Source organism: Flavobacterium aquidurense, from assembly GCF_031458035.1.
GTDB classification, from domain to species: domain Bacteria; phylum Bacteroidota; class Bacteroidia; order Flavobacteriales; family Flavobacteriaceae; genus Flavobacterium; species Flavobacterium aquidurense_C.
In genome coordinates this window covers 171,323-196,866 of record NZ_JAVDXR010000002.1, presented here as the reverse complement: position 1 = coordinate 196,866, position 25,544 = coordinate 171,323, and the positions used below count along the sequence as shown (strand labels likewise).

At 35.6% G+C, this 25,544-nt stretch carries 26 protein-coding genes; 20 read left to right on the top strand and 6 right to left on the bottom strand.

From position 1 onward, the window contains the following. Positions 1-62 precede the first annotated feature (62 nt). Positions 63-272, bottom strand: a complete 210-nt coding sequence (locus tag J2X17_RS04145; protein ID WP_310294960.1) for a hypothetical protein — start codon at positions 270-272, stop codon at positions 63-65. A gap of 185 nt (positions 273-457) precedes the next feature. Between J2X17_RS04145 and J2X17_RS04140 the strand changes: the two genes are divergently transcribed. From J2X17_RS04140 to J2X17_RS04115, 6 genes are all read left to right on the top strand, one after another. After that, complete coding sequence (locus J2X17_RS04140) at positions 458-1,252, top strand: AraC family transcriptional regulator (RefSeq protein ID WP_310294958.1); 795 nt, start codon at positions 458-460, stop codon at positions 1,250-1,252. Positions 1,253-1,338: 86 nt separating this feature from the next. Then, on the top strand, positions 1,339-1,770 hold the full coding sequence (locus J2X17_RS04135) for a DoxX family membrane protein (RefSeq protein WP_310294956.1): 432 nt from the start codon (positions 1,339-1,341) through the stop codon (positions 1,768-1,770). Positions 1,771-1,782: 12 nt separating this feature from the next. Then, positions 1,783-2,127: a cupin domain-containing protein gene (locus J2X17_RS04130; protein WP_310294954.1), complete on the top strand. Its 345-nt coding sequence runs from the start codon at positions 1,783-1,785 to the stop codon at positions 2,125-2,127. Between the two features lie 644 nt (positions 2,128-2,771). After that, a complete protein-coding gene (locus J2X17_RS04125) occupies positions 2,772-3,092 on the top strand; it encodes an ArsR/SmtB family transcription factor (protein WP_310294952.1) in 321 nt (106 codons plus the stop codon). Beyond that, complete coding sequence (locus J2X17_RS04120; RefSeq protein WP_310294950.1) at positions 3,089-3,589, top strand: SRPBCC family protein; 501 nt, start codon at positions 3,089-3,091, stop codon at positions 3,587-3,589. Before J2X17_RS04125 ends, J2X17_RS04120 begins: the two co-directional genes overlap by 4 nt. A gap of 5 nt (positions 3,590-3,594) precedes the next feature. After that, positions 3,595-4,035 (top strand): VOC family protein, encoded by a 441-nt coding sequence (locus J2X17_RS04115; protein ID WP_310294948.1) that lies wholly within the window; start codon positions 3,595-3,597, stop codon positions 4,033-4,035. A 190-nt stretch (positions 4,036-4,225) separates the two neighbouring features. On the opposite strand, the gene J2X17_RS04110 is transcribed toward J2X17_RS04115, so the two are convergent. From J2X17_RS04110 to J2X17_RS04095, 4 genes are all read right to left on the bottom strand, one after another. Beyond that, on the bottom strand, positions 4,226-5,665 hold the full coding sequence (locus tag J2X17_RS04110; RefSeq protein ID WP_310294947.1) for a gluconokinase: 1,440 nt from the start codon (positions 5,663-5,665) through the stop codon (positions 4,226-4,228). Continuing rightward, a complete protein-coding gene (locus J2X17_RS04105; RefSeq protein ID WP_310294946.1) occupies positions 5,653-6,972 on the bottom strand; it encodes a gluconate:H+ symporter in 1,320 nt (439 codons plus the stop codon). The genes J2X17_RS04110 and J2X17_RS04105 overlap by 13 nt, the downstream gene beginning before the upstream one ends. 118 nt (positions 6,973-7,090) lie before the next feature. Beyond that, a complete protein-coding gene (locus J2X17_RS04100) occupies positions 7,091-7,534 on the bottom strand; it encodes a cupin domain-containing protein (protein ID WP_310294943.1) in 444 nt (147 codons plus the stop codon). Positions 7,535-7,630: 96 nt separating this feature from the next. Next, on the bottom strand, positions 7,631-8,644 hold the full coding sequence (locus J2X17_RS04095) for a zinc-binding alcohol dehydrogenase family protein (RefSeq protein WP_310294942.1): 1,014 nt from the start codon (positions 8,642-8,644) through the stop codon (positions 7,631-7,633). A 259-nt stretch (positions 8,645-8,903) separates the two neighbouring features. Between J2X17_RS04095 and J2X17_RS04090 the strand changes: the two genes are divergently transcribed. The 12 genes from J2X17_RS04090 to J2X17_RS04035 all read left to right on the top strand — a co-directional run bounded on the left by J2X17_RS04090 (position 8,904) and on the right by J2X17_RS04035 (position 21,638). Further along, positions 8,904-9,131, top strand: a complete 228-nt coding sequence (locus tag J2X17_RS04090; RefSeq protein ID WP_310294940.1) for a DUF2683 family protein — start codon at positions 8,904-8,906, stop codon at positions 9,129-9,131. Further along, positions 9,121-9,426, top strand: coding sequence for a type II toxin-antitoxin system RelE/ParE family toxin (locus tag J2X17_RS04085; protein ID WP_310294938.1), 306 nt, complete (start codon positions 9,121-9,123; stop codon positions 9,424-9,426). Before J2X17_RS04090 ends, J2X17_RS04085 begins: the two co-directional genes overlap by 11 nt. A gap of 91 nt (positions 9,427-9,517) precedes the next feature. Next, entirely contained in the window at positions 9,518-10,441 is a 924-nt protein-coding gene (locus J2X17_RS04080; protein WP_310294936.1) for an SMP-30/gluconolactonase/LRE family protein, read from the top strand. A 954-nt stretch (positions 10,442-11,395) separates the two neighbouring features. Continuing rightward, positions 11,396-11,989: a TetR/AcrR family transcriptional regulator gene (locus tag J2X17_RS04075; protein ID WP_310294935.1), complete on the top strand. Its 594-nt coding sequence runs from the start codon at positions 11,396-11,398 to the stop codon at positions 11,987-11,989. A 189-nt stretch (positions 11,990-12,178) separates the two neighbouring features. Beyond that, positions 12,179-13,396, top strand: coding sequence for an efflux RND transporter periplasmic adaptor subunit (locus J2X17_RS04070; RefSeq protein ID WP_310294934.1), 1,218 nt, complete (start codon positions 12,179-12,181; stop codon positions 13,394-13,396). Between the two features lie 11 nt (positions 13,397-13,407). Continuing rightward, positions 13,408-16,575, top strand: coding sequence for an efflux RND transporter permease subunit (locus J2X17_RS04065; RefSeq protein WP_310294933.1), 3,168 nt, complete (start codon positions 13,408-13,410; stop codon positions 16,573-16,575). 332 nt (positions 16,576-16,907) lie between these two features. Continuing rightward, a complete protein-coding gene (locus J2X17_RS04060; protein WP_310294931.1) occupies positions 16,908-18,326 on the top strand; it encodes a TolC family protein in 1,419 nt (472 codons plus the stop codon). 1,027 nt (positions 18,327-19,353) lie between these two features. Then, positions 19,354-19,734 (top strand): DoxX family protein, encoded by a 381-nt coding sequence (locus tag J2X17_RS04055; RefSeq protein ID WP_310294929.1) that lies wholly within the window; start codon positions 19,354-19,356, stop codon positions 19,732-19,734. Positions 19,735-19,745: 11 nt separating this feature from the next. Then, positions 19,746-19,955 carry a hypothetical protein gene (locus J2X17_RS04050; RefSeq protein WP_310294928.1) on the top strand — a complete coding sequence of 70 codons (210 nt, stop codon included), beginning with the start codon at positions 19,746-19,748 and terminating at the stop codon, positions 19,953-19,955. 267 nt (positions 19,956-20,222) lie between these two features. After that, positions 20,223-20,609, top strand: coding sequence for a VOC family protein (locus J2X17_RS04045; RefSeq protein WP_310294926.1), 387 nt, complete (start codon positions 20,223-20,225; stop codon positions 20,607-20,609). A gap of 9 nt (positions 20,610-20,618) precedes the next feature. Next, positions 20,619-21,128: a DinB family protein gene (locus J2X17_RS04040; protein ID WP_310294925.1), complete on the top strand. Its 510-nt coding sequence runs from the start codon at positions 20,619-20,621 to the stop codon at positions 21,126-21,128. 36 nt (positions 21,129-21,164) lie between these two features. Further along, complete coding sequence (locus J2X17_RS04035; RefSeq protein WP_310294924.1) at positions 21,165-21,638, top strand: DUF1440 domain-containing protein; 474 nt, start codon at positions 21,165-21,167, stop codon at positions 21,636-21,638. A gap of 85 nt (positions 21,639-21,723) precedes the next feature. On the opposite strand, the gene J2X17_RS04030 is transcribed toward J2X17_RS04035, so the two are convergent. After that, positions 21,724-21,885, bottom strand: coding sequence for a DUF1328 family protein (locus J2X17_RS04030; RefSeq protein WP_310294923.1), 162 nt, complete (start codon positions 21,883-21,885; stop codon positions 21,724-21,726). 268 nt (positions 21,886-22,153) lie between these two features. Between J2X17_RS04030 and J2X17_RS04025 the strand changes: the two genes are divergently transcribed. Together J2X17_RS04025 and J2X17_RS04020 are read left to right on the top strand one after the other, a co-directional pair. Beyond that, positions 22,154-23,233, top strand: coding sequence for a glycoside hydrolase family 130 protein (locus J2X17_RS04025; RefSeq protein ID WP_310294921.1), 1,080 nt, complete (start codon positions 22,154-22,156; stop codon positions 23,231-23,233). Further along, on the top strand, positions 23,214-25,484 hold the full coding sequence (locus tag J2X17_RS04020; RefSeq protein WP_310294920.1) for a glycosyltransferase: 2,271 nt from the start codon (positions 23,214-23,216) through the stop codon (positions 25,482-25,484). Before J2X17_RS04025 ends, J2X17_RS04020 begins: the two co-directional genes overlap by 20 nt. The last annotated feature ends 60 nt before the right edge of the window (positions 25,485-25,544 follow it).

Sequence of the window (25,544 nt, the reverse complement as noted above, 5' to 3'; positions counted from 1 at the left end):
AGAAGGACAAGAGCGATAGCGACTGACGAAGTAAATAGCTCCTTAAAATTATAAAGTTCCTTTTAGTTTTTGAAATTTCCAACTCGTTTGGAATACAAATTATTCCCAAAAATAATCGCTCCCATTACAAATGGTACAAAATGAGAAATTTGCCAGAAAAGAGCTGTTCCCGTTTTTAGTCCTTCATTTGATGTTTCGAATATACCAAGGCCAATAAAGAATAAGCAGAGAACAAATAGAGCAAATTGAATTTTATAATTTATTTTGATCATAGGGTTTTGTTTTTTTTATAAATATAGGAAAAATACACCAAAATATGTAATATAATATATAACCACAAAGTATGTCATTCCGATTTCTATGATAAAAATGAGCATAAAAACTTAGCGACTCTCTGTGCCACCTCAGCGTAACTCTGTGAAATAATTCTTATTTTTGATATACAATTATTCTCAATATGGTTTCAATAAAAACATTTGATCAGGCGACAGAATTAGAAAATCCGAGACGTGTTTTGAAATACGTTTTAGTTTTTTGTACTTCGGGTACAACGACTATTTCTGTCGATGAAAATGAATTTGTATTGACCAAAAACGCTGTTATTACCATTACTTCCGGACAAATTCATTATTTCAAAAACATCCAAAATGCCACCGGATTCGTTTTGGAATTTACCTATGCTTTCTTTTGTAAAGATGATAATGACATGGAATTGATTTTCCACAACGGTTTGTTTTGCCATTTTGCAATGAACGAAATGATTACGGTGGATCATCCTGAAATTATTGTTCGCCAATTGGAGGAAATCAGCAAAGAAGTAACCGAAACGCCGTATCAATATTTAATCTCCATTCACAGCCGAATCGAGTTAATTTTGATTGAAATCAACCGTACCAAAATTAATCGTGGCGACGAAATCTACAAACCCGATGCGCTTTTTCTGCATTTTCTGGAAACTACTTTACAGAATTTCGAAAAGAATTTATCGGTAAACGAAATCGCAAATCTAATTGGTACTACGGAATCCAAACTAAACGAACTTTCGAAACTCCATACCAACAAAACCGCTCAAAATGTCATCTTCGGATTGGTTATTTCTGAGGCTAAAAGGCTTTTTACTTATGAAAAACTTTCGGTGAAAGAAGCCTCTTATGCTTTGGGTTTCAATGATCCTTTTTATTTTTCTAATTTCTTCAAAAAACATACGGAGGTTTCTCCAAAATCATTTAAAGAGAAAGCGGTTAATTCGTAATTACATGCTTTTTCCGGAATTCTCTATTCTTTAGCAAGCGTACTTGCAACATCTTTGTATCTCAATAATTACTAACAAATTAGTCTATGAAAAGATATCAGGATTATGCGGCTTTTCTTTTGCGGATTGCATTAGCAGGAGGATTTATTTCCGCCGTTTCGAGTCGGTTGGGATTTTGGGGAAGTTATTCTTCGGGCTGGGAAAGTTTTCTGGCTTACGCCGGAAAAGTAAATTCTTTTGCCCCAAAAAATTGTATTCCAACAATCGCCATCACCAACACTATTGCCGAATCGCTTTTGGCTTTGCTCCTACTAGTTGGTTATCAAACCCGATTCGCTTCGATTGGCGCCGCAATTTTGACTTTGCTGTTTGCGCTTGCTATGACGTATTCTTTTGGTGTAAAAGATCCGCTTGATTATTCGGTATTTGTATTTGCTATGGGCGCTTTTCTTTTGGCGACTATGGAAAACTACAAATGGAGTTTAGATGAAATTAATATGAAAAATAGAAACAATTAAAACTGAATGACAATGGAAAAACAAATCACAAGAAGTAGTGAAATAAATTGGAAACCTCTTATAGAAGAAGGTGTAAATACGGCTGGTATTTTTTCAAAAGCATTATCTTTTGATGAAGCGACAAAAAGACACAATGCCTTTTTACTAAAGTTTGAGGCCGGTGCTTCGTACCCAAATCACATTCATCCTGCCGGAGAAGAAATTTATGTTGTCGAAGGCGAAGTGCGCTCCGGAAAAGACGAACTTAAAAAAGGTGATTATATGTACATGCCACCCGGAAGTACGCACTCGGTCTTTTCGAAAAATGGATGCGTATTGTTGTTTAAAGTCCCGGCGGAGGTGGTTATATTGAAGTGAAATTTTCCCACCATATAAGTCATATAAGAAAATTTAAGGTTTGGGTTGAGTTTAAAATTTTAGAAATATAAGTGTTGTTGTTCTCTTTGCTATCGCATAGAAATTACTTTAGAAACTCAAAACTTATATGTCCTAAGATCCCAACTCCGCACCAATACTTAAATTATCTTACATCACTTATATGGTGGAAAAAACTTTGCGACTCTTCGACTTTGAGATTAATTCACAAGCCATAAATCAAAAACTCAGCGAACCTCCGCGCAACTCTGTGAAATAATCCTTACTACACTCTCAAAAAAACTTATATGCCCTAAGATCCCAACTCCGCACCAATACTTAAATTATCTTACATGACTTATATGGTGGAAAAAACTTTGCAACTCTGCGACTTTGCGCGATTAATTTCACAATCCTTAACCATATAAACCTTAGCGAATCTCTGTGCAACCTCCGCGCAACTCTGTGAAATAATCCTTCCTCACTCTCAAAAAAAACTTATATGACCTAAGGTTCCAGCCTCCGCACCAATGCTTAAATGACCTTATATCACTTACATGGTGAAAAAAACATCAAAAAAATTTGCGAAACCGAATAGTTGCACGTATATTTGCAACCGATTGGCTTCGTAAATAAAATTGAATATTATGAGACGGGATATTTTTCAGGCAATAGCCGATCCGACCAGACGGGGTATTATTGCCCTGATTGCAACGCAGGCAATGACACCAAACGCCATTGCAGAGAACTTTGACACTACACGCCAGTCTGTTTCGAAACACCTGCGCATACTCACAGAATGCGAAATCGTAAAACAGGAACAGCACGGCAGGGAAATTTATTATTCACTCAAAATTGAAAAAATGAAGGAGATTGATAAATGGTTGAAACAATTTAGAGAAATTTGGGAAACCACATTTAACCAACTCGACGAAGTATTATTAACAATGAAAAAAATGAAAAAATGAAAAACGATTTATTATTTGATTTTACAGTAGACAAACCATCCAAAACGGTATATATAACCAGAGAATTCAATGCAGAACTGCGTTTGGTTTGGGATGCCTTTACGAAAGCGGAACTTTTAGACCAATGGGTGGCGCCAAAACCATGGTCATCTAAGACAAAATATATGAATTTTGAAGTTGGCGGAAAAAGATTTTACGCGATGGTAAGTCCGGAGGGAGTAGAACGCTGGTCGCTTCAGGAATATACTTCGATTTCGCCAAAAACCAATTTTAAATTGTACAATACGTTTGCAGACGAAAATGAAAATCGCGAAGTACCCGGTTCTGATTGGGATTATACTTTTAGCGAAGAAAACGGCATTACAAAAGTTCATATTACCATTTTTAATGAATCTCTGGAGCGTTTGGAGAGAATGATTGAAATGGGCTTTTCAGAAGGCTTTAAAATGTCTATTGATAACTTGGATCAATTACTGGAAACTTTAGCTAAAAAATAGAAATCATGGCAACTATTAATCCTTATATACACTTTAACGGAAATGCCGAAGAAGCTTTTACGTTTTATAAATCGGTTTTTGGCGGAGAGTTCGCTAATATTTCGCGTTACAAAGATATTTCGAGCGTTGAATATCCAATAGCGGAAGATGATTTAAACAGCATCATGCACATTGCTTTGCCTATCGGAAAAAGTAATGTCTTAATGGGCAGCGACGCCATGAAAATGATGGGAGAAGTAACGGAAAACGACAACAGATATACTGTTGCCATCATTGCAGAAAGCAAAGCAGAAGCCGATAAATTATACAACGGACTTTCGGAAGGCGGGAAAATTGAAATGCCATTGACCGATACGCCAACGGGTTCCTACTTCGGAATGTTTGCTGACAAATTTAATGTGCAGTGGATGGTGAATTTTGATCCTAAATTTAGTGTGCAGGACTGATTTTTGCAACATATAGAATCTCGCAAAGGCGCGAAGGCGCAAAATTTTGAAGTAATTTTATTTGCTATTCTGCGGCTTTGCGTGCTATTTCTTCGGAGAGAAAAGGAAATTAAAATAAACTTATATTTCTACCTTCTAACCTTTACGCAAAAACTTAAATTTCCTTACATGACTTACAGGTTGAAAAAAATCACAACAGATCTTTCAGTACCGGATACACTTTTTTGAACTTAGTAAAAGCAGCTTCATAAACACTTTTATGAGCTGTATTAGGGTAAAAAGTCTTTCCGGTTTTGTTTTCGTACGTGATATCCTTACCTATCGATTTCATACCAATGAGGACAGCGCCCCAGGCAGAACCTTCAATAGTTTGGGAGGTTTCTACTTCTATCTGAAAAATATCGGCAACCATTTGAAGCCAAAGTTCACTTTTGCCAAATCCACCGCTGGCCATTACTTTGGTTTGTTTTCTTTTTTCAGGATCCGGAAGCAAAATTTCAGTTATCTGAAATAATCCATATAAAATGCCTTCTAAAGTCGCTCTGACCAAATGCGCCTGAGTGTGGGTTATCTGCATTCCTAAAAGCGATCCTTGTGCGGCTGCATCCCAAATTGGTGCTCTTTCACCCAGTAAATAAGGCACAAAAAGCAATCCTTCAGAACCGGCTTGGATTTTTTCTGCTTCTTCAAAAAGAGCTTCAAAAGACTGATCCGTTTTCAATAAAGTTTCCCTGACCCATTGCAAAATAATGGCACCGTTATTTACAGCTCCCAAAGTAAGATATTGATCGTTCATCAAATGATAACATTGGGTTCGCATTTGCTCGTCGAGATACGGTTTGTCAATTGGTAATCGTACAGCTCCGCTGGTACCAATTGTAAGAGCAATACAACCTTTATTCATCGCTCCTGTTCCCAGATTGGCCAAGGCACCGTCGCCACCACCAATTACATACAGAAAATCATCTGACACTCCTTTGCATTGATGTGTTACCTCACAAACTGTCGATAGTTGCTCCGGTTTTAGGTCTAAAAACTCCAAAATTTCAGTATCCCATTGTAAAGTATGGATATTTAATAGTCCGGTTCCGGAAGCCATTGAAGTGTCTGTACAATATTCATTCGTAAGATGATGCCATACATATTCTTTAATACTAATGAATTTATAGGTTTTAGAAAAAATAACGGAATCAAATTCTTTGAACCAGGCAATTTTTGCCAAAGGTGAAAAAGGATGAATCGGGATTCCTGTTTTTTGATAAAAAAGTTTTCCTTTATCAGAATTTTTGAGTTTTTCGGCAATGGCATTGGCTCTGTTATCGGCCCATAAAATAGCATCAGTTAAAGGTTTGCCAGTTTCATCAATGGCAATAATGCTTTGCATAGCTGAACTGAAACTAATAAACTGTGGCTGAATCCCTTTTGTAATTTCGCCGATACAATCTATAACAGTCTGTAAAATCTCTTGTGGATTTTGCACACTCCAATCCGGTTTTGGATGATACATCGGATAAGCATTTGAAACCTGCTTAATAACATTTCCGTTTATATCAAAACAAATGGCTTTTGTAGCCGTTGTTCCAATGTCGATTCCAATATAAAATGATTCCATGTCTTTTATTTGATCCATATATTCAGTACCAATACGCCTATTAATCCCATCACTCCTATTATTGTTTCCATGACCGTCCAGGTTTTAAAAGTGTCTGAAACGCTGATGCCAAAATATTCCTTAAACATCCAAAATCCAGTATCGTTTACATGCGAACACATTAAACTTCCCGCCCCAATAGACAATACCATTAATTCCGGGCTTACACCTGATGCAATTACTAAAGGCTGTACAATTCCTGCTGCCGTTAATCCGGCAACTGTCGCAGATCCTAAAGCAATTCGAATTATAGTGGCAATCAGCCAGCCTAACAACAAAGGAGAAAGTGATGATTTTTCGAAAAATGTACTTAAATCGGTTCCCATTCCGCTGTCTATCAATACTTGTTTAAAAGCACCTCCGGCAGCAATGATTAAAATGATCATCGTAGCCGAACTCATAGCTGTACCTGATTTATCCATGATATCCTGCATTTTTCTTCCACGCAAAATTCCTAGAGACAAAACAGCAAAAAGTACTGCAATTAACATAGAAGTCGTTGGATTTCCTATAAAAAGCAAAAGAGCGCGCAAATCATTTCCTTCGGGTAGTAGCAATTCGCTGAAAGTAGCCGTCGCCATTAAAAAAACCGGAACTAAAGCCGTCAGAATACTAATCTGAAAGGAAGGCATCTCGGCTTCTGTAAAAGTTTTGCTTTCGAATAAACCTTTCGGAGGAAATGCCTCAATTTTTTTTATGAATTCAGGAAAAACAATTCCGGCAACAAAAAGTGCAGGAAGCGCTACCAAAATTCCGTAAAGCAATGTTTTACCGATATTAGCCTTAAAAATAACTGCAATTGCCGTTGGTCCGGGATGAGGAGGCAGAAAACCGTGTGTTATGGAAAGTGCCGAAGCCATTGCAATACCCAAATAAATCATAGGTTGTTTGGTACTTTTAGCCACGGCAAAAACCATTGGAATCAAAATAATAAAACCGGCATTATAGAACATCGAAATTCCGACAGAGAAACCTGTGATTACCATTGCCCATTTGATATGCTTTACTCCAAATGACCGTATCATTACTGAGCTGATTCGCTGTGCGGCGCCACTATCTGAAAGCAAATTCCCTAAAACAACACCGAATGCAATAATTAAAATTAGAGAACCCAGTGTACTTCCAATCCCTTGCTGAATGGAATTAATCAAATCGGGAAAAGGCATTTCTTTAGCAATTCCCACAAAAAAAGCGGCAATAATTAAGGCAATAAACGCATTAAGCTTTACGCCCGAAATGAGAATCAATAACAACAATATACTGGCAATCAGAATCAGTAGCGACATAGATTGGAATGTGATAAAAGATTAATTAGTAGTTGTTTCGTAAAAATATTACTTTCTACACTTTTAATTGTGTCGATTCTACTTTAATATGTGAAATAATAAAAATAAATATGACAGCTTATTTCAAATCCTTCTTAATCACCAAATATTTTAAATCGGTTTTTCCAACATTACTAATTCCGTGCTCCATGTTTGATGGGCAATAAAAACTGGTATTTGGACCGGCGGTTACGGTTTTTCCGTCAAGATAGAATTGAGCAGTGCCTTCGAGGATATAAAAGAATTCTTCTTCGACGTGGTGATGTGGCGCATGTGTCGATTTTCCCGGCTCAACGATACTCATTTTAAGTGTGTTTTCCTGGGTGAAGTTTTTATCGCCAAACCAATATTGATAACCTACTTTTGTTTTGGTGGCTTTGTCTAACTCAAAATGATTGACGCAATTTTCAATCGTATATTTTGGTTCAGTTGAAGTTGTTTCTTTTTTTGTTTCTTGTGCTTGTGCAGATTGCTGAGCGAATAACGCAAGAATTGCAATAGTGATAGTTGGCGCTAGTTTCATTTTCTTTTTTTTGTAATAATACAAAAAATGCTTTTACATAGCGTTTAAAAACAAAAAACAAGCTTTATTAGCTTGCTTTTTGTTTTATAATTTTCTTTAAAATTTGATTGCAATTTTTCCGATAGTAGTTCCTGATTCCAGTAACTGGTGGGCTTCTTTGAAATTGGAAACTATTAAACCGTTCAGTGTCGTTTTTAAAGTAGACTGAATCGTACCATTATCTAATAAATTGGCTAATTCATTTAAAATATGATGTTGCTCTATCATATCATCTGTTTGGAACATAGAACGTGTAAACATCAATTCCCAATGAAAACTGGCACTTTTACCTTTTAACTGACGAAGATTTACATTTTCGACCGGATCACTAATCGAACCAATATGTCCCTGCGGTTTTATCAGTTCAACAAATGCGTTCCAATATTGATTCACATCAACAAAATCCAGAATAAAATCGACTTGCTGAAAACCTGCGTTGCGAACTTCTTCAATCAAATTTTTATGATTTACTACGAAATCGGCGCCTTGTTGTTTACACCATTCTATAGATTCAGGACGCGACGCTGTAGCTATTACGGTTAATCCGGCCACTTTTTTAGCCAATTGAATAGCAACTGATCCTACTCCGCCTGCTCCGCCAATGATTAAAATGCTTTTGCCTTTGTCTTTTTCCGGATTGATGCGAATTCTGTCAAATAAGATTTCCCAGGCTGTTAAACCGGTTAGCGGCATTGCTGCAGCTTGTTCTGCTGAAAGAGATTTGGGTTTTCTACCCACAATACGTTCGTCAACAATTTGATATTCGGCATTACTGCCTTGTTTGGTCAAATCACCTGCGTAGAAAACTTCGTCTCCCATTTTAAATAAACTGACCTGATCACCAACTGCTTCTACAATTCCGACAGCATCCCATCCTATAATTTTTGGTGCTTCTAAAGTCGTTTCTTTGGCGCTATTCTGGCGAATTTTAAAATCTACCGGATTCACAGAAACGGCTTCAATTTTAACTAATAAATCATGCGCTCCCGGAACTGGTTTTGGTGTTTCAAATTCAATGAAACTATCTTGTTTATCTATTGGTAATGAGGTTTTAAATCCTATTGCTTTCATCTTTTTATCTTTTGATTTAAACTAATAATACAAAGATACTCACAAAGAAGGATTTGGGAATTGTACAAATTCGTTATGAATTGGTACATGTTTACTGTGTGATATTATTAATGTCGGAACTAAACTGGACTGAAGTCCAGCTCTACAATATTGTGCATTCCTACGGAATTTTTTCTTGTGCAAAAATAACTGGAGTGTTTAACATGCAAATTAGACTTTTGTCTTAACTTTGTTTATCAACTTTAGTAAACTTTAAATCATGCAAGCAATTAATATCACAGCGTATACGGAAGATGCTTCTCAAATTGAAGCTGTAAAAGCTTTTATGAAAGCACTAAAGATAAAATTTGAGATAGCAAATGTAAAACCTTATGAGCTATCTGCTGAACAACAACAAATCTTAGATAGCCAAATTGATTTAGATAAAAATCTATATAAAGATGCTGAAACAATTTATACTGATATAAAAAAGAAGTATGAGTTATAAGATTGTTGTCTCTCCTATTGCATTAAAAAATATTGAGGAAGCGGTTGAATATTATGTTTTTAAAGCTAGTAAAAAAGTAGCTTTGGACTTTCTTAATGATTACAAAAAGGTTTATAGAGCCTTACAGATTAATCCATTTTGTCAATTTCACGACACTACTTATCGTTTTCTGCCTTTTAAAAAATTCCCATACATTGCTTTTTTCATTATTGATGAGCTATCTAAAACTGTTTTTCTAAATGCCGTTTTTCATACTTCACAAAATCCTGAAAAGTATCCAACAAGTGGATTTTGATTATAAATCTGTTGAGAAAATTATAAAAACTAAACCTCTCGACTAGCCCGGATAGAAGCTTTTGATAAAGCAACCTTTAAACCTTTTCATTATGAACCACCTCCCACTTAAAATAAAATCAAATCTTCTATTTTTTATTGCTTTTGCTTTTACAAATTTTATACACGCTCAGCTATCAGAAGAGAAAAACCATAACATAATTGCAAAAGGCGCAGTTCTCACAAAACTATCCGATCAATACAGTTTTACAGAAGGACCCGCCGCAGATAAAAAGGGAAATATTTATTTTACCGATCAGCCTAATAATCGAATCATGAAATGGTCGGTTAATGGTGAGCTTTCTGTTTTTATGGAAAATGCAGGAAGAGCTAACGGTTTGTATTTTGATCACGAAGGCAACCTTTTGGCTTGTGCCGATGAAAAAAATGAAATTTGGGAAATAGACCAAAACAAAAATTATACTGTATTACTAAACAACTTCGAAGGAAAAAGGCTGAATGGCCCAAATGATCTTTGGGTCGATCCAAAAGGCGGTATCTATTTTACAGATCCTTTTTACAAAAGAGATTACTGGAAACATACTTCCAAAGAAATAGAGAAAGAATGCGTTTACTATTTATCTCCGGATAAATCTAAAATTATCAACGTTGACAATGAGTTGGTAAAACCGAATGGCATTATTGGAACTCCGGATGGAAAAATGTTATTTGTAGCGGATATAGGAGCAAACAAAACGTATTCTTATACTATCAACAGCGATGGTTCTTTAGGCAAAAAAAAGCTGTTTACTGAATCCGGTTCTGATGGAATGACAAGAGACGAGGCCGGAAACATTTACTTAACCGGAAAAGGAGTTACCATATTTAATCCAAAGGGAGAAAAAATAGCCTATATTGATGTTCCTGAACCGTGGACAGCCAATGTTTGTTTTGGAGGAAAAAAACGTAAGACATTGTTTATTACGGCCAGTAAAAGTGTCTATACTATAGAAATGAATATTCGGGGAATGAAATAATTAATGTAAATGAAAATTAAAATTTTCTATAACAGGATAAAAAAACATGAAAAAACATAACCTAGACTGGACTAAAGTCCAGCCCTACAAAATTGCTAGAGCCTCTGGCTCTTTTAGATTGCCCACATAGATTTTAAAATTCCGGAGGAATGATCAATATTGTAGAGCTGGACTTTAGTCCAGTCTCGTATGGTTTTGTATTTTTTGATTATCGTCTTATGAAAATTAAACTGGACTAAAGTCCAGCCCTACAAAATTGCTAGAGCCTCTGGCTCTTTTAGATTGCCCACATAGATTTTAAAATTCCAGAGGAATGATCAATATTGTAGAGCTGGACTTTAATCCAGTTTCGTATGGTTTTGCATTTGTTTTTTTATCATTTTATGAAAATTAGACTGGACTAAAGTCCAGCCCTACAAAATTGCTAGAGCCTCTGGCTCTTTTAGATTGCCCACATAGATTTTAAAATTCCGGAGGAATGACAATATTGTAGAGCTGGACTTTAGTCCAGTCTCGTAAGGTTTTGCATTTTTTGATTATCGTCTTATGAAAATTAAACCTCTCGCCTAGCCCCGATAGAAGCGGTATCTCCCGATTTAGAAAAACAAGGCTTTTTAGCCGTAGTTTTTGTTAATCGGGAATATAGCGGATAGCGGGACTAAAGGTATTATGAAAATTGAAACTTCTGCTCCTGAAAATTTATAAGGTTTAAATCAAATTATTTCTTCTTTTTACTTTTGAAGACGTTTTGTGTAATTAGTAAATCTTAAAAAATGTTAAAAAAGAATTCTAATTTCATTAAAAACAAAATATTTTACAATTAAAAACCTTGGGAAAGCCTTATTTTTCAGCGTCTATATTGTGATAAGAAAAAATTATAACGAATTTATATTATAATCAGAAAATCGGTATTACATTTGCCTAACAGTGTTAGATTATTTAATACTCATCAAAATGGCAAGTAAAGATCGTATTTTAAGACAAAAAGAAGAGACAAGAAATAACATTCTTGAAGCTGCTTATGCTATCGTCAAAGAAGAAGGATGGCAAGGTCTGAGTATGCGAAAGATTGCTGACAAAATTGAATACACTGCTCCTATTATCTACGAATACTTCTCGAACAAAGAAGCTATTTTAACGGAATTAACCGGTAAGGGTTTTATTAAATTATCGAAAGAGTTACAAAACGCCAGAGCTAAATTTGATAAACCTGAAGACCAATTAGAAGCCATGTGGATGGCGTATTGGGATTTTGCCTTTACAGATACTGAAATGTATCAGGTAATGTTTGGTGTGCAAATGAACTGTTGTTCTCAGCAATGTTCGGCTGCAGAAGCACCTTATAAATTGTTCACTGCGGTGATTTCTGAAATTATGAAAAACAGTGATCCGAGCCCTGAAGTTATCAAACAAAAATATTTTACTTTCTTTTCTGTTATTCACGGTTTAATTGCGATTAACATTATAAACAAAAGCGAAGTAATGGAAACAATCAACAATCAAATCCTGAAAGATGCGATTGGTGGTATCATCAAATCAATACAATAAAAAAATTTTCCATTTCACTTAACAGTGTTAGAAAATTTAATTAAGTAATATAGCAGCTTTTTTTTTACTATTTTACTTAACAGTGATAAATAATTTAATACCGATTTTTTACAGAATCGGAATATGCTCACTATATGGAATTTTGCGCCTTTTAACTTAACAACGTTAGATAATTTAATTCAATTAAACATGAATACCCAGAATGCCAGAATACAAAAGATTTTAACTCAAATGAATGTCCAACAAATTAAAACCAATATGAAAATGAAAAATGTAATTATAACCAGTTTTATTCTGGCACTTGTACTAAGTAGTTGTGCAGATAAAGCGCAGGCTCCTGCTCCGGCAGCTCCACTCCTGCCAGTTTTAGCGATTCAAAACTCTGATGCTGTTACTGATGCTGAATATCCAGCTTCGATACAAGGAACAGTAGACGTAGAGATTCGCCCACAAGTAAGCGGAAACCTTGACCGTGTTTTAGTAGATGAAGGTGCTTATGTAAGTAAAGGTCAGACTTTATTCAAAATAAACGAACGTCCTTTCCGTGAACAATTAAACAATGCTTTGGCAAGCCTTCATGCTTATGAAGCGGCTTTAATAAATGCTCAGTTAGAAGTTGATAAATTAACGCCTTTAGTACAAAACAAAGTAGTTTCTGACTATCAATTGAAAACGGCTAAAGCTTCTCAAAAAATTGCTGCTGCTAATATCGAGCAGGCAAGAGCAATGGTAGCATCGGCTAAAATTAATTTAGGATATACTAATGTGACAGCCCCTGTTAGTGGTTACATAGGAAGATTGCCTAAAAAACAAGGAAGTTTAGTTTCGGCTACTGATATTGAACCGTTAACAAAACTTTCAGATGTACACGAAGTATTTGTTTACTTCTCTCTTGGTGAAACTGATTTCATCAAATTCAAAACACAATATGCCGGAAATACATTGGGTGATAAAATCAAACATTTGCCTCCTGTAACTTTGATTTTGGCTGATAACAATGCTTATGCTCAATCAGGAAAAATTGATATGGTTGACGGTCAATTTGATAAAAACACCGGTGCAATTACGTTAAGAGCAACTTTCCCTAATGCAAACGGAACGTTACGTTCTGGAAACACCGGAAAAATCCGTTTAGGAATCGAACATAACGATGCGATTCTGGTACCACAATCGGCTACTATCGAAATGCAGGATAAAGTATTTGTTTATACGCTTAACAAGGGAAATAAGGTAAACAAAATGCCTATCACGATTATTGGTAAAAGCGGAACCAATTATCTTATTGGTAATGGTGTAAAATCTGGCGACCAAATTGTTTTAAGCGGAATCGACAAACTTCAGGAAGGACAAGTGATCCAACCTCAAAAATCGACCGCTGAAGTTGCTCAAATAATTAACAAAAAATAATTTTTACAACAATGTTCAAAATATTTATACAAAGACCTGTACTGGCAACCGTAATCTCCATTTTATTGGTGATCCTGGGTGTACTTGGACTTACAAAATTGCCTTTACAACAGTTTCCTGATATTGCGCCTCCCTCGGTTTTGGTTACGGCGGTTTATCCGGGAGCGAATGCCGAAACGGTTTTACGTTCGGTTGCACCATCTCTGGAAGAATCTATAAATGGTGTTGAAAACATGACATACATGAGTTCAACAGCCAGTAATGACGGTACGCTTGCGATTACTGTTTTCTTTAAATTAGGTACAGATGCCGATCAGGCCGCAGTTAACGTTCAGAACAGAGTTGCTCAGGCGACAAGTCAGTTGCCTGCAGAGGTTGTTCAGCAAGGTGTAATTACCGCGAAACAACAAAACAGTTTCATCATGGCGATTGGTATGTACACAGAAGACGAATCGAAATACGATCAGACTTTTGTGGCCAATTATGCTCAGATTAATATTATTCCGGAAATTAAACGTATTCCGGGTGTAGGTTCTGCCAGTATTTTTGGTGGGGTTAAAGATTATTCTATGAGAGTTTGGCTGAATCCAACTCAAATGTCGACTTACAATGTTACGCCAAATGAAGTTATGGCAGCTATTCAGGACAAAAGTTTAGAAGCTGCTCCGGGTAAATTTGGTGAAAGAAGTAAAGAAGTTTTTGAATACGTAATTAAATACAAAGGGAAACTTACTAAACCGGAGGATTATCAAAACATTGCGATTCGTTCGAATGCTGACGGTTCTATCCTTCGCTTAAAAGATGTTGCCAGAGTGGAGCTTGGTGCTTACTCTTATAACAGTTTAACTCGTTTGAACGGTAAAAAAGGAGTTGTAATTGGTGTTATTCAGTTAGCGGGTTCTAACTCAAATGAAATTCAGATTGCGATTAATAAATTGATGGTGAAAGCCTCAAAAGATTTCCCACAAGGAATAAAACACAATATTTTCTACAGTACAAAAGTATCTCTTGACCAATCAATCGAACAGGTTGAACACACTTTGATTGAAGCTTTTATACTGGTATTTATAGTTGTTTTCATCTTCTTGCAGGATTTCAGATCAACATTAATTCCGGCCATTGCTGTACCTGTAGCAATTTTAGGAACGTTCTTCTTCATGCAGTTATTCGGATTTTCGATCAACCTTTTAACGCTTTTCGCTTTAATTCTGGCGATTGGTATTGTGGTGGATGATGCGATTGTCGTCGTCGAAGCCGTGCATGCGAAAATGGAGCACAAACATCTGTCTCCAAAAGTAGCCACACATGAAGCAATGCACGAAATAACGGGTGCTATTATCTCGATTACGCTGGTAATGGCTGCTGTATTCCTTCCGGTCGGTTTTATGGAAGGTTCAACAGGGGTTTTCTATCGTCAGTTTGCTTTTACGATGGCGATTGCAATTGTAATTTCAGCCGTAAACGCTTTGACATTATCTCCTGCCCTTGCCGCTTTATTCTTAAAAGATAATCATGCTGCACATGAAGGAGATGCTCTATACAAAAAACAAGGATTTAAAGAAAAATTCTTTACAGGATTCAACAATAGTTTTGAAGCATTGACTAATCGTTATGTCGGCGGATTAAAATTCTTAATTCGTAACAAATGGGTTAGTTTAGGTGGATTGGCTTTAATTGCTTTCGCTACGATTGTAATGGTGAAAACTACTCCTGCTGGATTTATTCCAACAGAAGATCAAGGATTTATTGCCATCGCTGTTAATACACCTTCTGGAACCTCTTTAGACGGAACTCAGAAAGTAATGACAGAAGCAGAAAACACTTTAAAAAAATTGGATGCATCACGATTTGTAACAGCTATTTCAGGTTTCAACTTATTGACAAATTCTACAAGCCCATCATCAGCAGTAGTTTTCGTATTGCTTAAACCAAATGAAGAACGTGGCGAGGTTAAAAATATTGACGAAATCATGAATCAGGTTCGTGGCCAATTGGGCGCGATTTCAGGCGGAAGTTTCTTCGTATTTAGTTTCCCAACTGTTCCCGGATTTAGTAACGTTGAGGCATTAGATTTAGTACTTCAGGATAAAACCGGTGGTAAACTGGATAAATTCAGTGGAATCTCTCAAACCTTTATTGGAGAATTGATGAAACGCCCTGAAATTGCTGTAGCCTTTACCTCTTTCAAAGCCGATTATCCTCAATTACAATTGGATATCAACGATGAAAAAGCAGATCAGTTAGGTGTTAAAGTAAAAGATATCCTTCAAACAATGCAGGCTTATTTTGGTAGCGCACAAGCCTCTGACTTCAATAGATTTGGTAAATATTACAGAGTTGTAGTTCAGGCCGATATTGCCGACAGAGCAGATCCGTCAGCAATTGACAGAGTTTTTGTGAAAAACAAAAATGGCGAAATGGTTCCGATAAATACTTTAGTAAAACTAAGCCGTATTTATGGTTCTGAAACTGCTTCGAGATACAACTTGTTTAATTCGATTTCGATTAATGCAATTCCGAAACCAGGATTTAGTTCCGGAGATGCCATTAAAGCAATTGAAGAAGTAGCAGCTCAACAATTACCTGCAGGTTATAGTTATGAATGGTCAGGACAAACCCGTGAAGAAATTTCTTCCGGAGGTCAATCGGCAACGATTTTCTTACTGTGTTTGATATTCGTCTATTTCTTACTTGCCGCACAGTACGAAAGTTACATCTTGCCTTTAGCAGTAATCTTATCTATACCTGCAGGAATTTTTGGAGTATTCGTAGCGATTGGTTTAACAGGAATTGAAAACAACATTTATGTACAAGTTGCATTAGTAATGTTAATTGGATTGCTCGCCAAGAACGCGATTTTGATTGTCGAGTTCGCCGTCCAGAAACGAAAATCAGGACAGGCACTGGTACAAGCTTCTATTGATGCAGCCAAATTACGTTTACGTCCAATTATCATGACATCACTGGCTTTCGTAGTAGGATTAATTCCGATGATGAGTGCCAAAGGGCCATCGGCACAAGGTAACCACTCAATTAGTATTGGTGCCGCAGGAGGTATGGTTTCGGGAGTAATTCTTGGGTTGTTGATCATCCCGGTTTTATTCATCGTATTCCAACATTTACAAGAAAAAGTAACCGGAAAACCGGTAGCAGTAGTTCATAACGAAGAAGAAAAATAAATATGGAAAATTATATAACGACAATTCTGGTGGCCATCATATTTGGCATAGGATACATATCGTACCGAATCTCAAGAGATCTTGAAACTAAAAAAGATACTTGTACAGAAATTTAACCCGTCGGGTGAAATTAAAAAAAAACACTTTAACACATAGAAACATGGGCTTTTGTATCAAAAAAGGGATCAAAAGAAACAAGTTTCCACACATAGCTTAACTATGTGCATTTAAATTAGTGAAGCGCCTTTTTTTAATCTTCAAAAACTATGCTTCTATGTGTTAAAAATAATTACACCCTTCAATACGGGTAAAGAAATTTAATAATAAGACTAATGAAAAAATATATAACCAAAATCGTGATGGTCGCTATTTTGATCACCACATTGATATCCTGTTCTGTTTCGAAGGATATTGAAACTCCAAAAGATGCACTTCCTGAAAATTTCAGGAATGCATCGGTTTCAAAAGATACTGCGAGTATAGCCGATTTGGAGTGGAAAAACTTCTTTACAGAGAAAGATATTATCAAATTGATTGATAGTGCGGTAGCTCGAAATAACGATTTACAAATCGCTACTAAAAACATCGAAATTGCGCAATACCGATTCACCCAATCAAAATGGAATAATGTTCCTCAGGTGAATTTGGGTGTGACTGCAAGCAGCAACAATCCGTCAGATAATAGTTTTACGGGGAAAAATTTGGGTCAGGCTTTGGGTCAAAATCACATTAATGACTTCACAGCCGGAGCAACACTTTCTTGGGAAGCTGATATTTGGGGTAAAATCAAAAATCAGAAAAAAGGAGCTTTTGCTGAATATCTTCAATCTGAAGAGGTAAAAAAAGCGTTGCAAACTACTATTGTTGCTGATGTTTCAAGAGGATATTACAATCTTTTGATGTTGGATGCACAATTGGAAATCGCCAAACAAACCCTAAAGCTGAATGATAGTACAACGAGTATCATCAAATTGAAATACGATGCAGGACAAGTTACTTCATTGGCTATTCAACAATCGGAAGCGCAGAAATTAAACTCAGCGCAATTGATTCCGTTATTAGAACAAAACATTGCCATTCAGGAAAACGCTTTGAGTGTACTGACAGGATCTTTTCCGGATTCAAAAGAAAGAACAATTCGTTTGAGTTCGATTGCGGTAAAAAATAATGCTGCTGTTGGAATTCCATCTTCACTAGTAAGCAGAAGACCAGATGTAAAAGCTGCCGAATTAGATTTGAAAATTGCCAACGCCAATGTCGGCATCACAAAAGCCGATTTCTATCCTGCCTTGAGAATTACAGCGCAAGGTGGTGTCAATTCATTCGAAGCCAGCAATTGGTTCAATATTCCGGCTTCCTTATTCGGAACGGTTGCAGGAGGTTTGACACAACCTTTATTAAACAATAAAAGAGTAAGAACACAATATAATATCGCTGTTGTTGAAAGAGAAAAAGCCGTGATTAATTTCAGACAATCTGTTTTAATAGCCGTTAGTGAAGTTTCTGATGCTTTGGTTGCTGTTGAAAAATTACAACAACAGGAAGCTTTCCTGCAAGAGCGTGTAAAAACATTACAACAAGCGATTAAAAATGCCAATTTGTTATTCAAAAACGGAATGGCAGAATATCTGGAAGTTCTAACTGCACAAGCAACCTTATTGCAAAGCGAATTGGAATTAGCTGACATAAAAAGAGCACAACTTTCTGCCAATACCGAGTTATATCGTGCATTGGGCGGTGGTTGGAGATAATACCCGTTTTAATTATTTATTTGAGATGACGCTGTGAGACTTAGGTTTTGCAGCGTTTTTTTTGTTTGCCATGAAGGCGCTAAGGCACGAAGTTTTTTTGGATTGTGTGATATGGCACGCGGATGACACGGATTCGCAAGCGAAAATACGGACTGTCGCGAATCATTTTATTTTATTGTCAGACTGAGCGAAGTCGAAGTCCTTCGTAATGTATGTAACCAAAGTGACTTCGACTTCGCTCAGTCTGACAAACTAAATTGCATTAGAATGTTTGTGCTCATTTTTGTCACCCTGAGGAACGAAGGGGCACACTAGTACCCCGACAAAGATTGGCGATTTTGATTATGGAGCTCCTTGCGGGGATCCCTCGTCCCTCGGGATGACAAACGATGTGGTTACTTTGTTAAAAAAGTTTAATATCATCGTTTTTTTTTATTTCTGACGAAGGAGACCTGAGCGAAAGCGAACAGGCGAAGCGAATCACACTAGTACCTCGACAAAGATTGGCGATTTTGATTGTGGAGTTTCTTGCGGGGATCCCTCGTCCCTCGGGATGACAAACGATGTGGTTACTTTATTAAAAAAGTTTAATATCATCGTTTTTTTGTCATTTCTGACGAAGGAGACCTGAGCGAAAACGAACAGGCGAAGCAAATCACACTAGTACCTCGACAAAGATTGACGATTTTGATTGTGGAGTTTCTTGCGGGGATCCCTCGTCCCTTGGGATGACAAATATCGCGGATACTTTGTGGATAAAGTATCTCGCAGATTTTTTTTCTTGCTTCTTGCTTCTTTCATCTATTTTCTATTCTCTATTTTCTATATTCCACTCTCTTGCCTCTTGCTTCTTGCCTCCATTCTCTCCCCTTTCTAAAATCTAAAATCAACACTCTAAAATCTAAAATCCTTTCAATCTGTCCCAAATGCCCCCTAAATAGTCGTAAATAACTATTCCGTAAGAAAAATAACATTAGTAGATTTGTACATAAGTAATTAACCAATAACTATTTAAAACAAAAACCATATGAAAAAAGCAAAGATTATTTTCTGGATTACTACAATTATTATTTTCTTATTCGAAGGTGTTATGCCAGCATTAACTTCACAATCTGAAATGGCAAAAGAAGGAATCAGACATTTGGGTTATCCAGAATATTTTGGGAATGCCCTGGTTGTTTTTAAGATTTTAGGGGTTTTGGTATTAGTGATTCCACAAATTCCAAAAAACGTAAAAGAATGGGCTTATGCCGGATTTGGTTTCGATTTTATATTCGCTTCGATAAGTCATTTTGCCGTTGACGGAGTGGATTTTCAGTCTTTCTTTCCATTATTATTTTTAGTGATTCTAGCCATATCCTATCACTATTACCATAAAATAGAACGTTATAAAAATATTGCGTTATAAACTTTAAAGTGATGATAGCAGTTTTCAAAACAAATGTTCAGGAAGTTGAGCAATCGATTCAGATTGTAGCGAAACTTCTTGCGCATTTTCCAAGCAGTGCTATCAATTTTGATTTGGAAGATTGTGATAAAATCCTGCGAATTCACGGCGCTTCCATTTCAGAAAAAAAAATCATTGAGCTTCTTAATTCATACGGTTATCATTGCGAAGAGCTTTTGTGATAAAAATATAATATTTATTTTAACACATAGAGACATAGCTTTTAGGAATCTTAAAAAAGGCGTTGCACTTGTTTAAAGACTCATTAGCTATGAATTAGAAACCAGTTTCTTTTTGTACACTTCTCTTAAAATAAAATCTATATTTCTATATGTTTAAATTTTTTCTAAATTTTACATTTAACAGATAAAAAACACAATCATTTGATTTTTAAATATTTAAATTAAAATTGTAAATTTGGGTTACTACTAATCATCAAATCACAAAAAATGAATATTCCCAAAAATCATCAAACCGTAATGCCTTATTTAATTTTAAATGGAGCCTTACAGTTTATCGACTTTACAAAAAATGTTTTCAATGCGACTGTATTACATGCTCCGGCTTTGCGTGAGGACGGAACCGCATTGCACGCAGAAATTACCATTCACGGAAGTACAATTATGTTAGCTGATGCAAGTATTGACTGGAAACCGCAAACGGCAAACTTATTTATTTATGTGCCAAATGCCGATGAAACTTTCAAAAAAGCACTAGAAGAAGGTGCGATTGAACTTATGGGATTAAGTGATCAGGAATACGGCCGCACTTGCGGTGTAACAGATCCTTTTGGGAATGTCTGGTGGATAACATCAGTAGATGAATTTACAATTTAAATCAAAAATATGAAAAAACTGCTTCAAACCAACATTATTGAAACATTCAAAAAATTAAGTGAAATCCATTCTAAGTTTACTCAAAGCGAACTAAATACAGTTCCTTTCGAAGGAAGCTGGACGGCCGGCCAGACCACGCAACATATTATTATGGCATCTTCAGGATTTGCTGCACTATTTGCAGGTCATACCGAAGGAACGCCCCGAAGACCTGATTTGTATGTTAAAGATCTTGAAGAACTTTTTTTGAACTTCAACACAAAAATGAACGCTCCGGATTTTCTAAAACCCGAACTAAAAGACTACAATAAAGAAGAGCAAACAATAAAGCTGCTTGAAAAAGAATCTGATTTATTGACCTTATCTGAAATTCATGATTTAACATTAACCTGTCTTGATTTTCAGCTTCCGGGATTTGAAAAATTTACCATTTTAGAATTCATTTTCTTCGCGCTCGTCCATGCGCAGCGTCATACACATCAATTGAATGAAATTTACAAAGTGCTGAAAAAAGTATAAAATTAAAACTTTCCAAAACCAACCAAAAACCTATATATGAAATCAAAAAGTGGAACTATCTTTTTATCTGGTTTAATTGCAGGAACTTTGGATATCCTTGCTGCTATTATTGTGTACACCATTATATTGCAAAAAACCACAGCTATTAAAATTCTGCAATCGATAGCTTCCGGAGTATTCAAAAAAGATGCATATTCCGACGGTTCGCAAATGGCTTTGTATGGCTTGTTGTTACATTATTTCATTGCTCTTGCCTTTGCCTGGTTCTATTTTACAATTTATCCGTATTTCTCATTTCTCAAAAAGAATACAGTATTGTCCGGGATTTTTTATGGAATTTTTGTCTGGATTATTATGAATTTGGTGGTGTTACCTATTGTGTTTCCGGTCTTGCCGGAAAAGCATTTAGACTTCCCTTTGTTTCTGTCTGTTATAATCCTGATATTTTGTATCGGAATTCCAATTGCTTTTATTACCCGAAAACATTATTCTTTCAGTCGTTACCATTAAACATACTGTTTCCACAGCTAAAACCTGAAACAAAAAAAGCGAAATCATCTTATGGTTTCGCTTTTTTTCTGATAAAATTTTATTGCTAAACTTTTGTTCTTCCTGTTACTAATGAAATAATAAATAACACTAAAAATATGAAGAATAAAACTTTGGCAATTCCGGCGGCTCCGGCGGCAATTCCTCCAAAACCAAAAATTCCGGCTATTATAGCAAGAATAATAAAGACAACTGTGTAACGTAACATAATCTTAATTTTTAAGTTCGTAAATAAGACTTTTTCAAGTCTTTCTTTGTTTGTTATTCAAAGTTCTAAAACAATGTTAAAACACTTTAACTCAAAACGTTAATATATTATCTCAATCCAATATTATCATTTTTATTCCCTACTTTTATAAAACTGTGTTATGCGTTACAAAATTCCCATCTAAAAGTTTTTGAGTTAATTTTTTGATTGATTGGATTAAAGCCCCCTCCATTCCCGAAGTAATTTTAAAAAATAAATTTATTGCGATATGGAATTAACTGCAACTCAAGGTATAACAGCTACAAAACTAGGTGTGATTTTAGAAAAAACGGAACGTAATTTCGAAGAATTGGGCGTTTTGAATCCAGCCGTATATCAAGACGGAAATACGGTTCATATGTTTTACAGGGCTGCTAAAAGAGGGAACTTCTCTACAATTGGTTATTGTCGTTTTGAAGGGCCGACAACTTTAGTGGAAAGAAATACAGATCCTATTTTTGTGCCGGAATATATCTATGAAATTCATGGTGTCGAAGATCCTCGAATCACAAAAATCGACGATACTTTTTATATGACTTATGTAACTTATGATGGTATAAATGCTTGTGGCGCTTTAGCAACATCAAAAGATCTCATTAAGTTTAAAAAGAAAGGAATTGTAACGCCAAAGTTCATGCTGAATGAATTTACAAACCATATTAGAAACCATTTACAAAATCCCAGTATTGCAAAAATATTGGCCGTTAACACCGCCAGAAATTATCCATTGACGGAAACCATGAAAGAGCATTTATTGGTTTGGGATAAAAACGTGGTGCTTTTTCCGAAGAAAATAAATGGGAAATTTGTGGGTTTACATCGATTATTTCCATCTATTCAAATTTTCTCGTATGAGAAAAAAAGTGAATTGACTCCAGAATATTGGAAAGAATATTTGAAAAACCTCCCCGATCATATTGTAATAGAACCTAAATATGATCACGAAACAAGTCATATTGGTCCGGGCGCTCCGCCAATAGAAACTGCAGATGGCTGGTTATTGATTTACCATTCGGCAGAAAAAAGAGAAAAAGGTTTGGTTTACCACGCCTGCGCTGTTTTATTAGATCTTGAAAATCCGCAGAAAGTGATTGGAAGATTAACAAAACCAATAATAACACCATCTGAATATTACGAACGACACGGTTATGTAAATTATGTTGTTTTCCCCACGGGAACCGCCATTTTTGACGACCATTTATATATTTATTACGGCGCCGCCGACGACAAAATCGCGGTAGCCTCTATGAACCTAAAAGACTTATTAAACGAACTAAAACAAACTTCCCATGAAAACGATCTCAAATAAATCAAAAATACTTTTTCTATCTACATTTCCTCCAACACAATGTGGTATAGCAACTTATACGCAGGATACAATAAAAGGAATCACAGATGTTTTTGGTAAATCTATTACTTGCGAAATTTGTGAATTGGTTGATAAACCAAAAGCAAATCCAACACAGGCATTTACTTTAAACACGAAAAACAAAGAAGAATATGCTAAAGTTGCCGAACAAATCAATGCTGACAAATCGGTGAAATTAGTTCATATTCAGCATGAATTTGGTTTATTTGGAGGGAATTATGGTGATTATTTATTAGACTTTTTAAATGTCATCAAAAAACCGCTCACATATACTTTTCACTCTGTTATTCAAAATCCGAATAACGAATTGAAAACCTTTGTGAAATTATTGCTTTCTTACAGTAATTCCGTTTTCGTAATGACAAATCAATCCAAAGAAATTTTGATGAGAGATTACGACATTAAAGACGAAGTTATTACTTGTGTACCACACGGAACGCATATCGTTATTTATGAAACTCCTGATCAGGCCAAACAAAAATTTGATATTCAGGACAGAAAAGTACTTTCTACTTTCGGACTTTTGGGTGAAGGAAAAAATATTGAAACAGGTTTAAAAGCACTTCCAAAAATTATCGAAAACACACCAAATGTGCTTTATTTAATTATTGGAAAAACACATCCAAATTTGATTATTGATGGTGTAGATGCTTATCGTGATAAATTGGAAGGCATTGTTAAAGATTTAAAACTAGAAAATAATGTTCGTTTTATCAACCAATATTTAGATACAAATGAGCTTTTAGATTATTTGAAAGCAACTGATGTTTATCTGTTTACTTCCAAAGATCCAAACCAAGCTGTAAGTGGTACTTTTTCTTATGCAATGAGTTGTGCTTGTCCAATGGTGGCTTCAAAAATTCCGCATACTTTAGAAGTTTTAACTTCAGATTGTGGAATTTTGGTTGATATCGGAGATGTAAATCAATTTGCCGAGCAAACAATAAAATTACTTGATGACGATAATTTAAGAGAAGACATGGGAATCAATGCATTTACAAAAATGCGTGCCTCATCTTGGGAAAATGTAGCGATTACACACATGAATACCTATAAAACTTTAATGGAGAATACATCTGAAATTAAATTCAGTTATCCTTCAATTCAGTTAAAACACATCAAAAAATTAACCACTGATTTAGGAATTATACAGTTCAGTAAAATCTCGATTCCCGATCTCGAATCAGGTTACACTTTAGATGATAATGCAAGAGCTTTAATTGCTTTTTGCATGCATTATAAACTGACAAAAGACAAAGATGATTTACCGTATATTTTGATATATCTCGATTTCATTGAACGTTGTCAAAAACCAAAAGGAAATTTCATCAATTATGTCGATCAGGAAAACAGAGAGCATATTGAGCAAAATGCCGAAGTAAATTTGGAAGATTCAAATGCAAGAGCTTTATGGGCATTAGGAACTGTGGTTTCACATACAGATATTTTGCCGGAATCCATTTCTAAAAAAGCAGCAAAAGTTTTATTGAATTCTTTAAAATGGGCCGAAACGATTCAATCGCCACGTTCAATTGGCTTTGCAACAAAAGGTCTTTATTTGTATCACACCGCAGTTCCAAACTTATATGTAGCTGCGATTATCAATAAATTGAATGCCAAATTACTTTCAAATTATGAGATTCATGCTTCCAGCGACTGGAAATGGTTTGAAAATTATCTGACGTATGGAAATGGAGTTTTACCTGAATCAATGCTTTACGCTTATTTAGTGACCAACAAACCTATTTATAAAAAAGTAGCGATCGAGTCTCTTGACTTTTTAATGTCGAAAATGTTTATCGATAAAAACTTCAAAGTGATTTCGAATAATGGTTGGCTGCACAGAGATACAGAACCAAAAGAATACGGAGAACAGCCTATTGATGTTTCGTACACCATTCAAACTTTAAATTCATTTTACAATGCATTTGGTACGCCGGAGTATAAAGCCAAAATGAAAATGGCATTTAACTGGTTTTTAGGTAAAAACCACTTAAATCAGATTATGTACAACCCAATAAGCGGCGGTGGTTATGACGGACTTGAAAAAGAGAATGTAAACTTAAATCAAGGAGCTGAATCAACGGTTTGTTATTTAACTGCCCGATTATTAATGGAAAATCTAAAATTATCAGAAATTAAGGTAATTCCAATAATGAAACATAAAACAGGAATAGCAATTAATTCATAAATTGCAAATCTATATAAGACTGGCCAAAATTATTACAACCCGGAAAATCCCTTTTGAATA

Bases quoted from the DNA above. Each gene is read 5' to 3' on its own strand.
- J2X17_RS04145 (WP_310294960.1), bottom strand. From the start codon at position 272: ATGATCAAAATAAATTATAAAATTCAATTTGCTCTATTTGTTCTCTGC.
- J2X17_RS04140 (WP_310294958.1), top strand. From the start codon at position 458: ATGGTTTCAATAAAAACATTTGATCAGGCGACAGAATTAGAAAATCCG.
- J2X17_RS04135 (WP_310294956.1), top strand. From the start codon at position 1,339: ATGAAAAGATATCAGGATTATGCGGCTTTTCTTTTGCGGATTGCATTA.
- J2X17_RS04130 (WP_310294954.1), top strand. From the start codon at position 1,783: ATGGAAAAACAAATCACAAGAAGTAGTGAAATAAATTGGAAACCTCTT.
- J2X17_RS04125 (WP_310294952.1), top strand. From the start codon at position 2,772: ATGAGACGGGATATTTTTCAGGCAATAGCCGATCCGACCAGACGGGGT.
- J2X17_RS04120 (WP_310294950.1), top strand. From the start codon at position 3,089: ATGAAAAACGATTTATTATTTGATTTTACAGTAGACAAACCATCCAAA.
- J2X17_RS04115 (WP_310294948.1), top strand. From the start codon at position 3,595: ATGGCAACTATTAATCCTTATATACACTTTAACGGAAATGCCGAAGAA.
- J2X17_RS04110 (WP_310294947.1), bottom strand. From the start codon at position 5,665: ATGGATCAAATAAAAGACATGGAATCATTTTATATTGGAATCGACATT.
- J2X17_RS04105 (WP_310294946.1), bottom strand. From the start codon at position 6,972: ATGTCGCTACTGATTCTGATTGCCAGTATATTGTTGTTATTGATTCTC.
- J2X17_RS04100 (WP_310294943.1), bottom strand. From the start codon at position 7,534: ATGAAACTAGCGCCAACTATCACTATTGCAATTCTTGCGTTATTCGCT.
- J2X17_RS04095 (WP_310294942.1), bottom strand. From the start codon at position 8,644: ATGAAAGCAATAGGATTTAAAACCTCATTACCAATAGATAAACAAGAT.
- J2X17_RS04090 (WP_310294940.1), top strand. From the start codon at position 8,904: ATGCAAGCAATTAATATCACAGCGTATACGGAAGATGCTTCTCAAATT.
- J2X17_RS04085 (WP_310294938.1), top strand. From the start codon at position 9,121: ATGAGTTATAAGATTGTTGTCTCTCCTATTGCATTAAAAAATATTGAG.
- J2X17_RS04080 (WP_310294936.1), top strand. From the start codon at position 9,518: ATGAACCACCTCCCACTTAAAATAAAATCAAATCTTCTATTTTTTATT.
- J2X17_RS04075 (WP_310294935.1), top strand. From the start codon at position 11,396: ATGGCAAGTAAAGATCGTATTTTAAGACAAAAAGAAGAGACAAGAAAT.
- J2X17_RS04070 (WP_310294934.1), top strand. From the start codon at position 12,179: ATGAATACCCAGAATGCCAGAATACAAAAGATTTTAACTCAAATGAAT.
- J2X17_RS04065 (WP_310294933.1), top strand. From the start codon at position 13,408: ATGTTCAAAATATTTATACAAAGACCTGTACTGGCAACCGTAATCTCC.
- J2X17_RS04060 (WP_310294931.1), top strand. From the start codon at position 16,908: ATGAAAAAATATATAACCAAAATCGTGATGGTCGCTATTTTGATCACC.
- J2X17_RS04055 (WP_310294929.1), top strand. From the start codon at position 19,354: ATGAAAAAAGCAAAGATTATTTTCTGGATTACTACAATTATTATTTTC.
- J2X17_RS04050 (WP_310294928.1), top strand. From the start codon at position 19,746: ATGATAGCAGTTTTCAAAACAAATGTTCAGGAAGTTGAGCAATCGATT.
- J2X17_RS04045 (WP_310294926.1), top strand. From the start codon at position 20,223: ATGAATATTCCCAAAAATCATCAAACCGTAATGCCTTATTTAATTTTA.
- J2X17_RS04040 (WP_310294925.1), top strand. From the start codon at position 20,619: ATGAAAAAACTGCTTCAAACCAACATTATTGAAACATTCAAAAAATTA.
- J2X17_RS04035 (WP_310294924.1), top strand. From the start codon at position 21,165: ATGAAATCAAAAAGTGGAACTATCTTTTTATCTGGTTTAATTGCAGGA.
- J2X17_RS04030 (WP_310294923.1), bottom strand. From the start codon at position 21,885: ATGTTACGTTACACAGTTGTCTTTATTATTCTTGCTATAATAGCCGGA.
- J2X17_RS04025 (WP_310294921.1), top strand. From the start codon at position 22,154: ATGGAATTAACTGCAACTCAAGGTATAACAGCTACAAAACTAGGTGTG.
- J2X17_RS04020 (WP_310294920.1), top strand. From the start codon at position 23,214: ATGAAAACGATCTCAAATAAATCAAAAATACTTTTTCTATCTACATTT.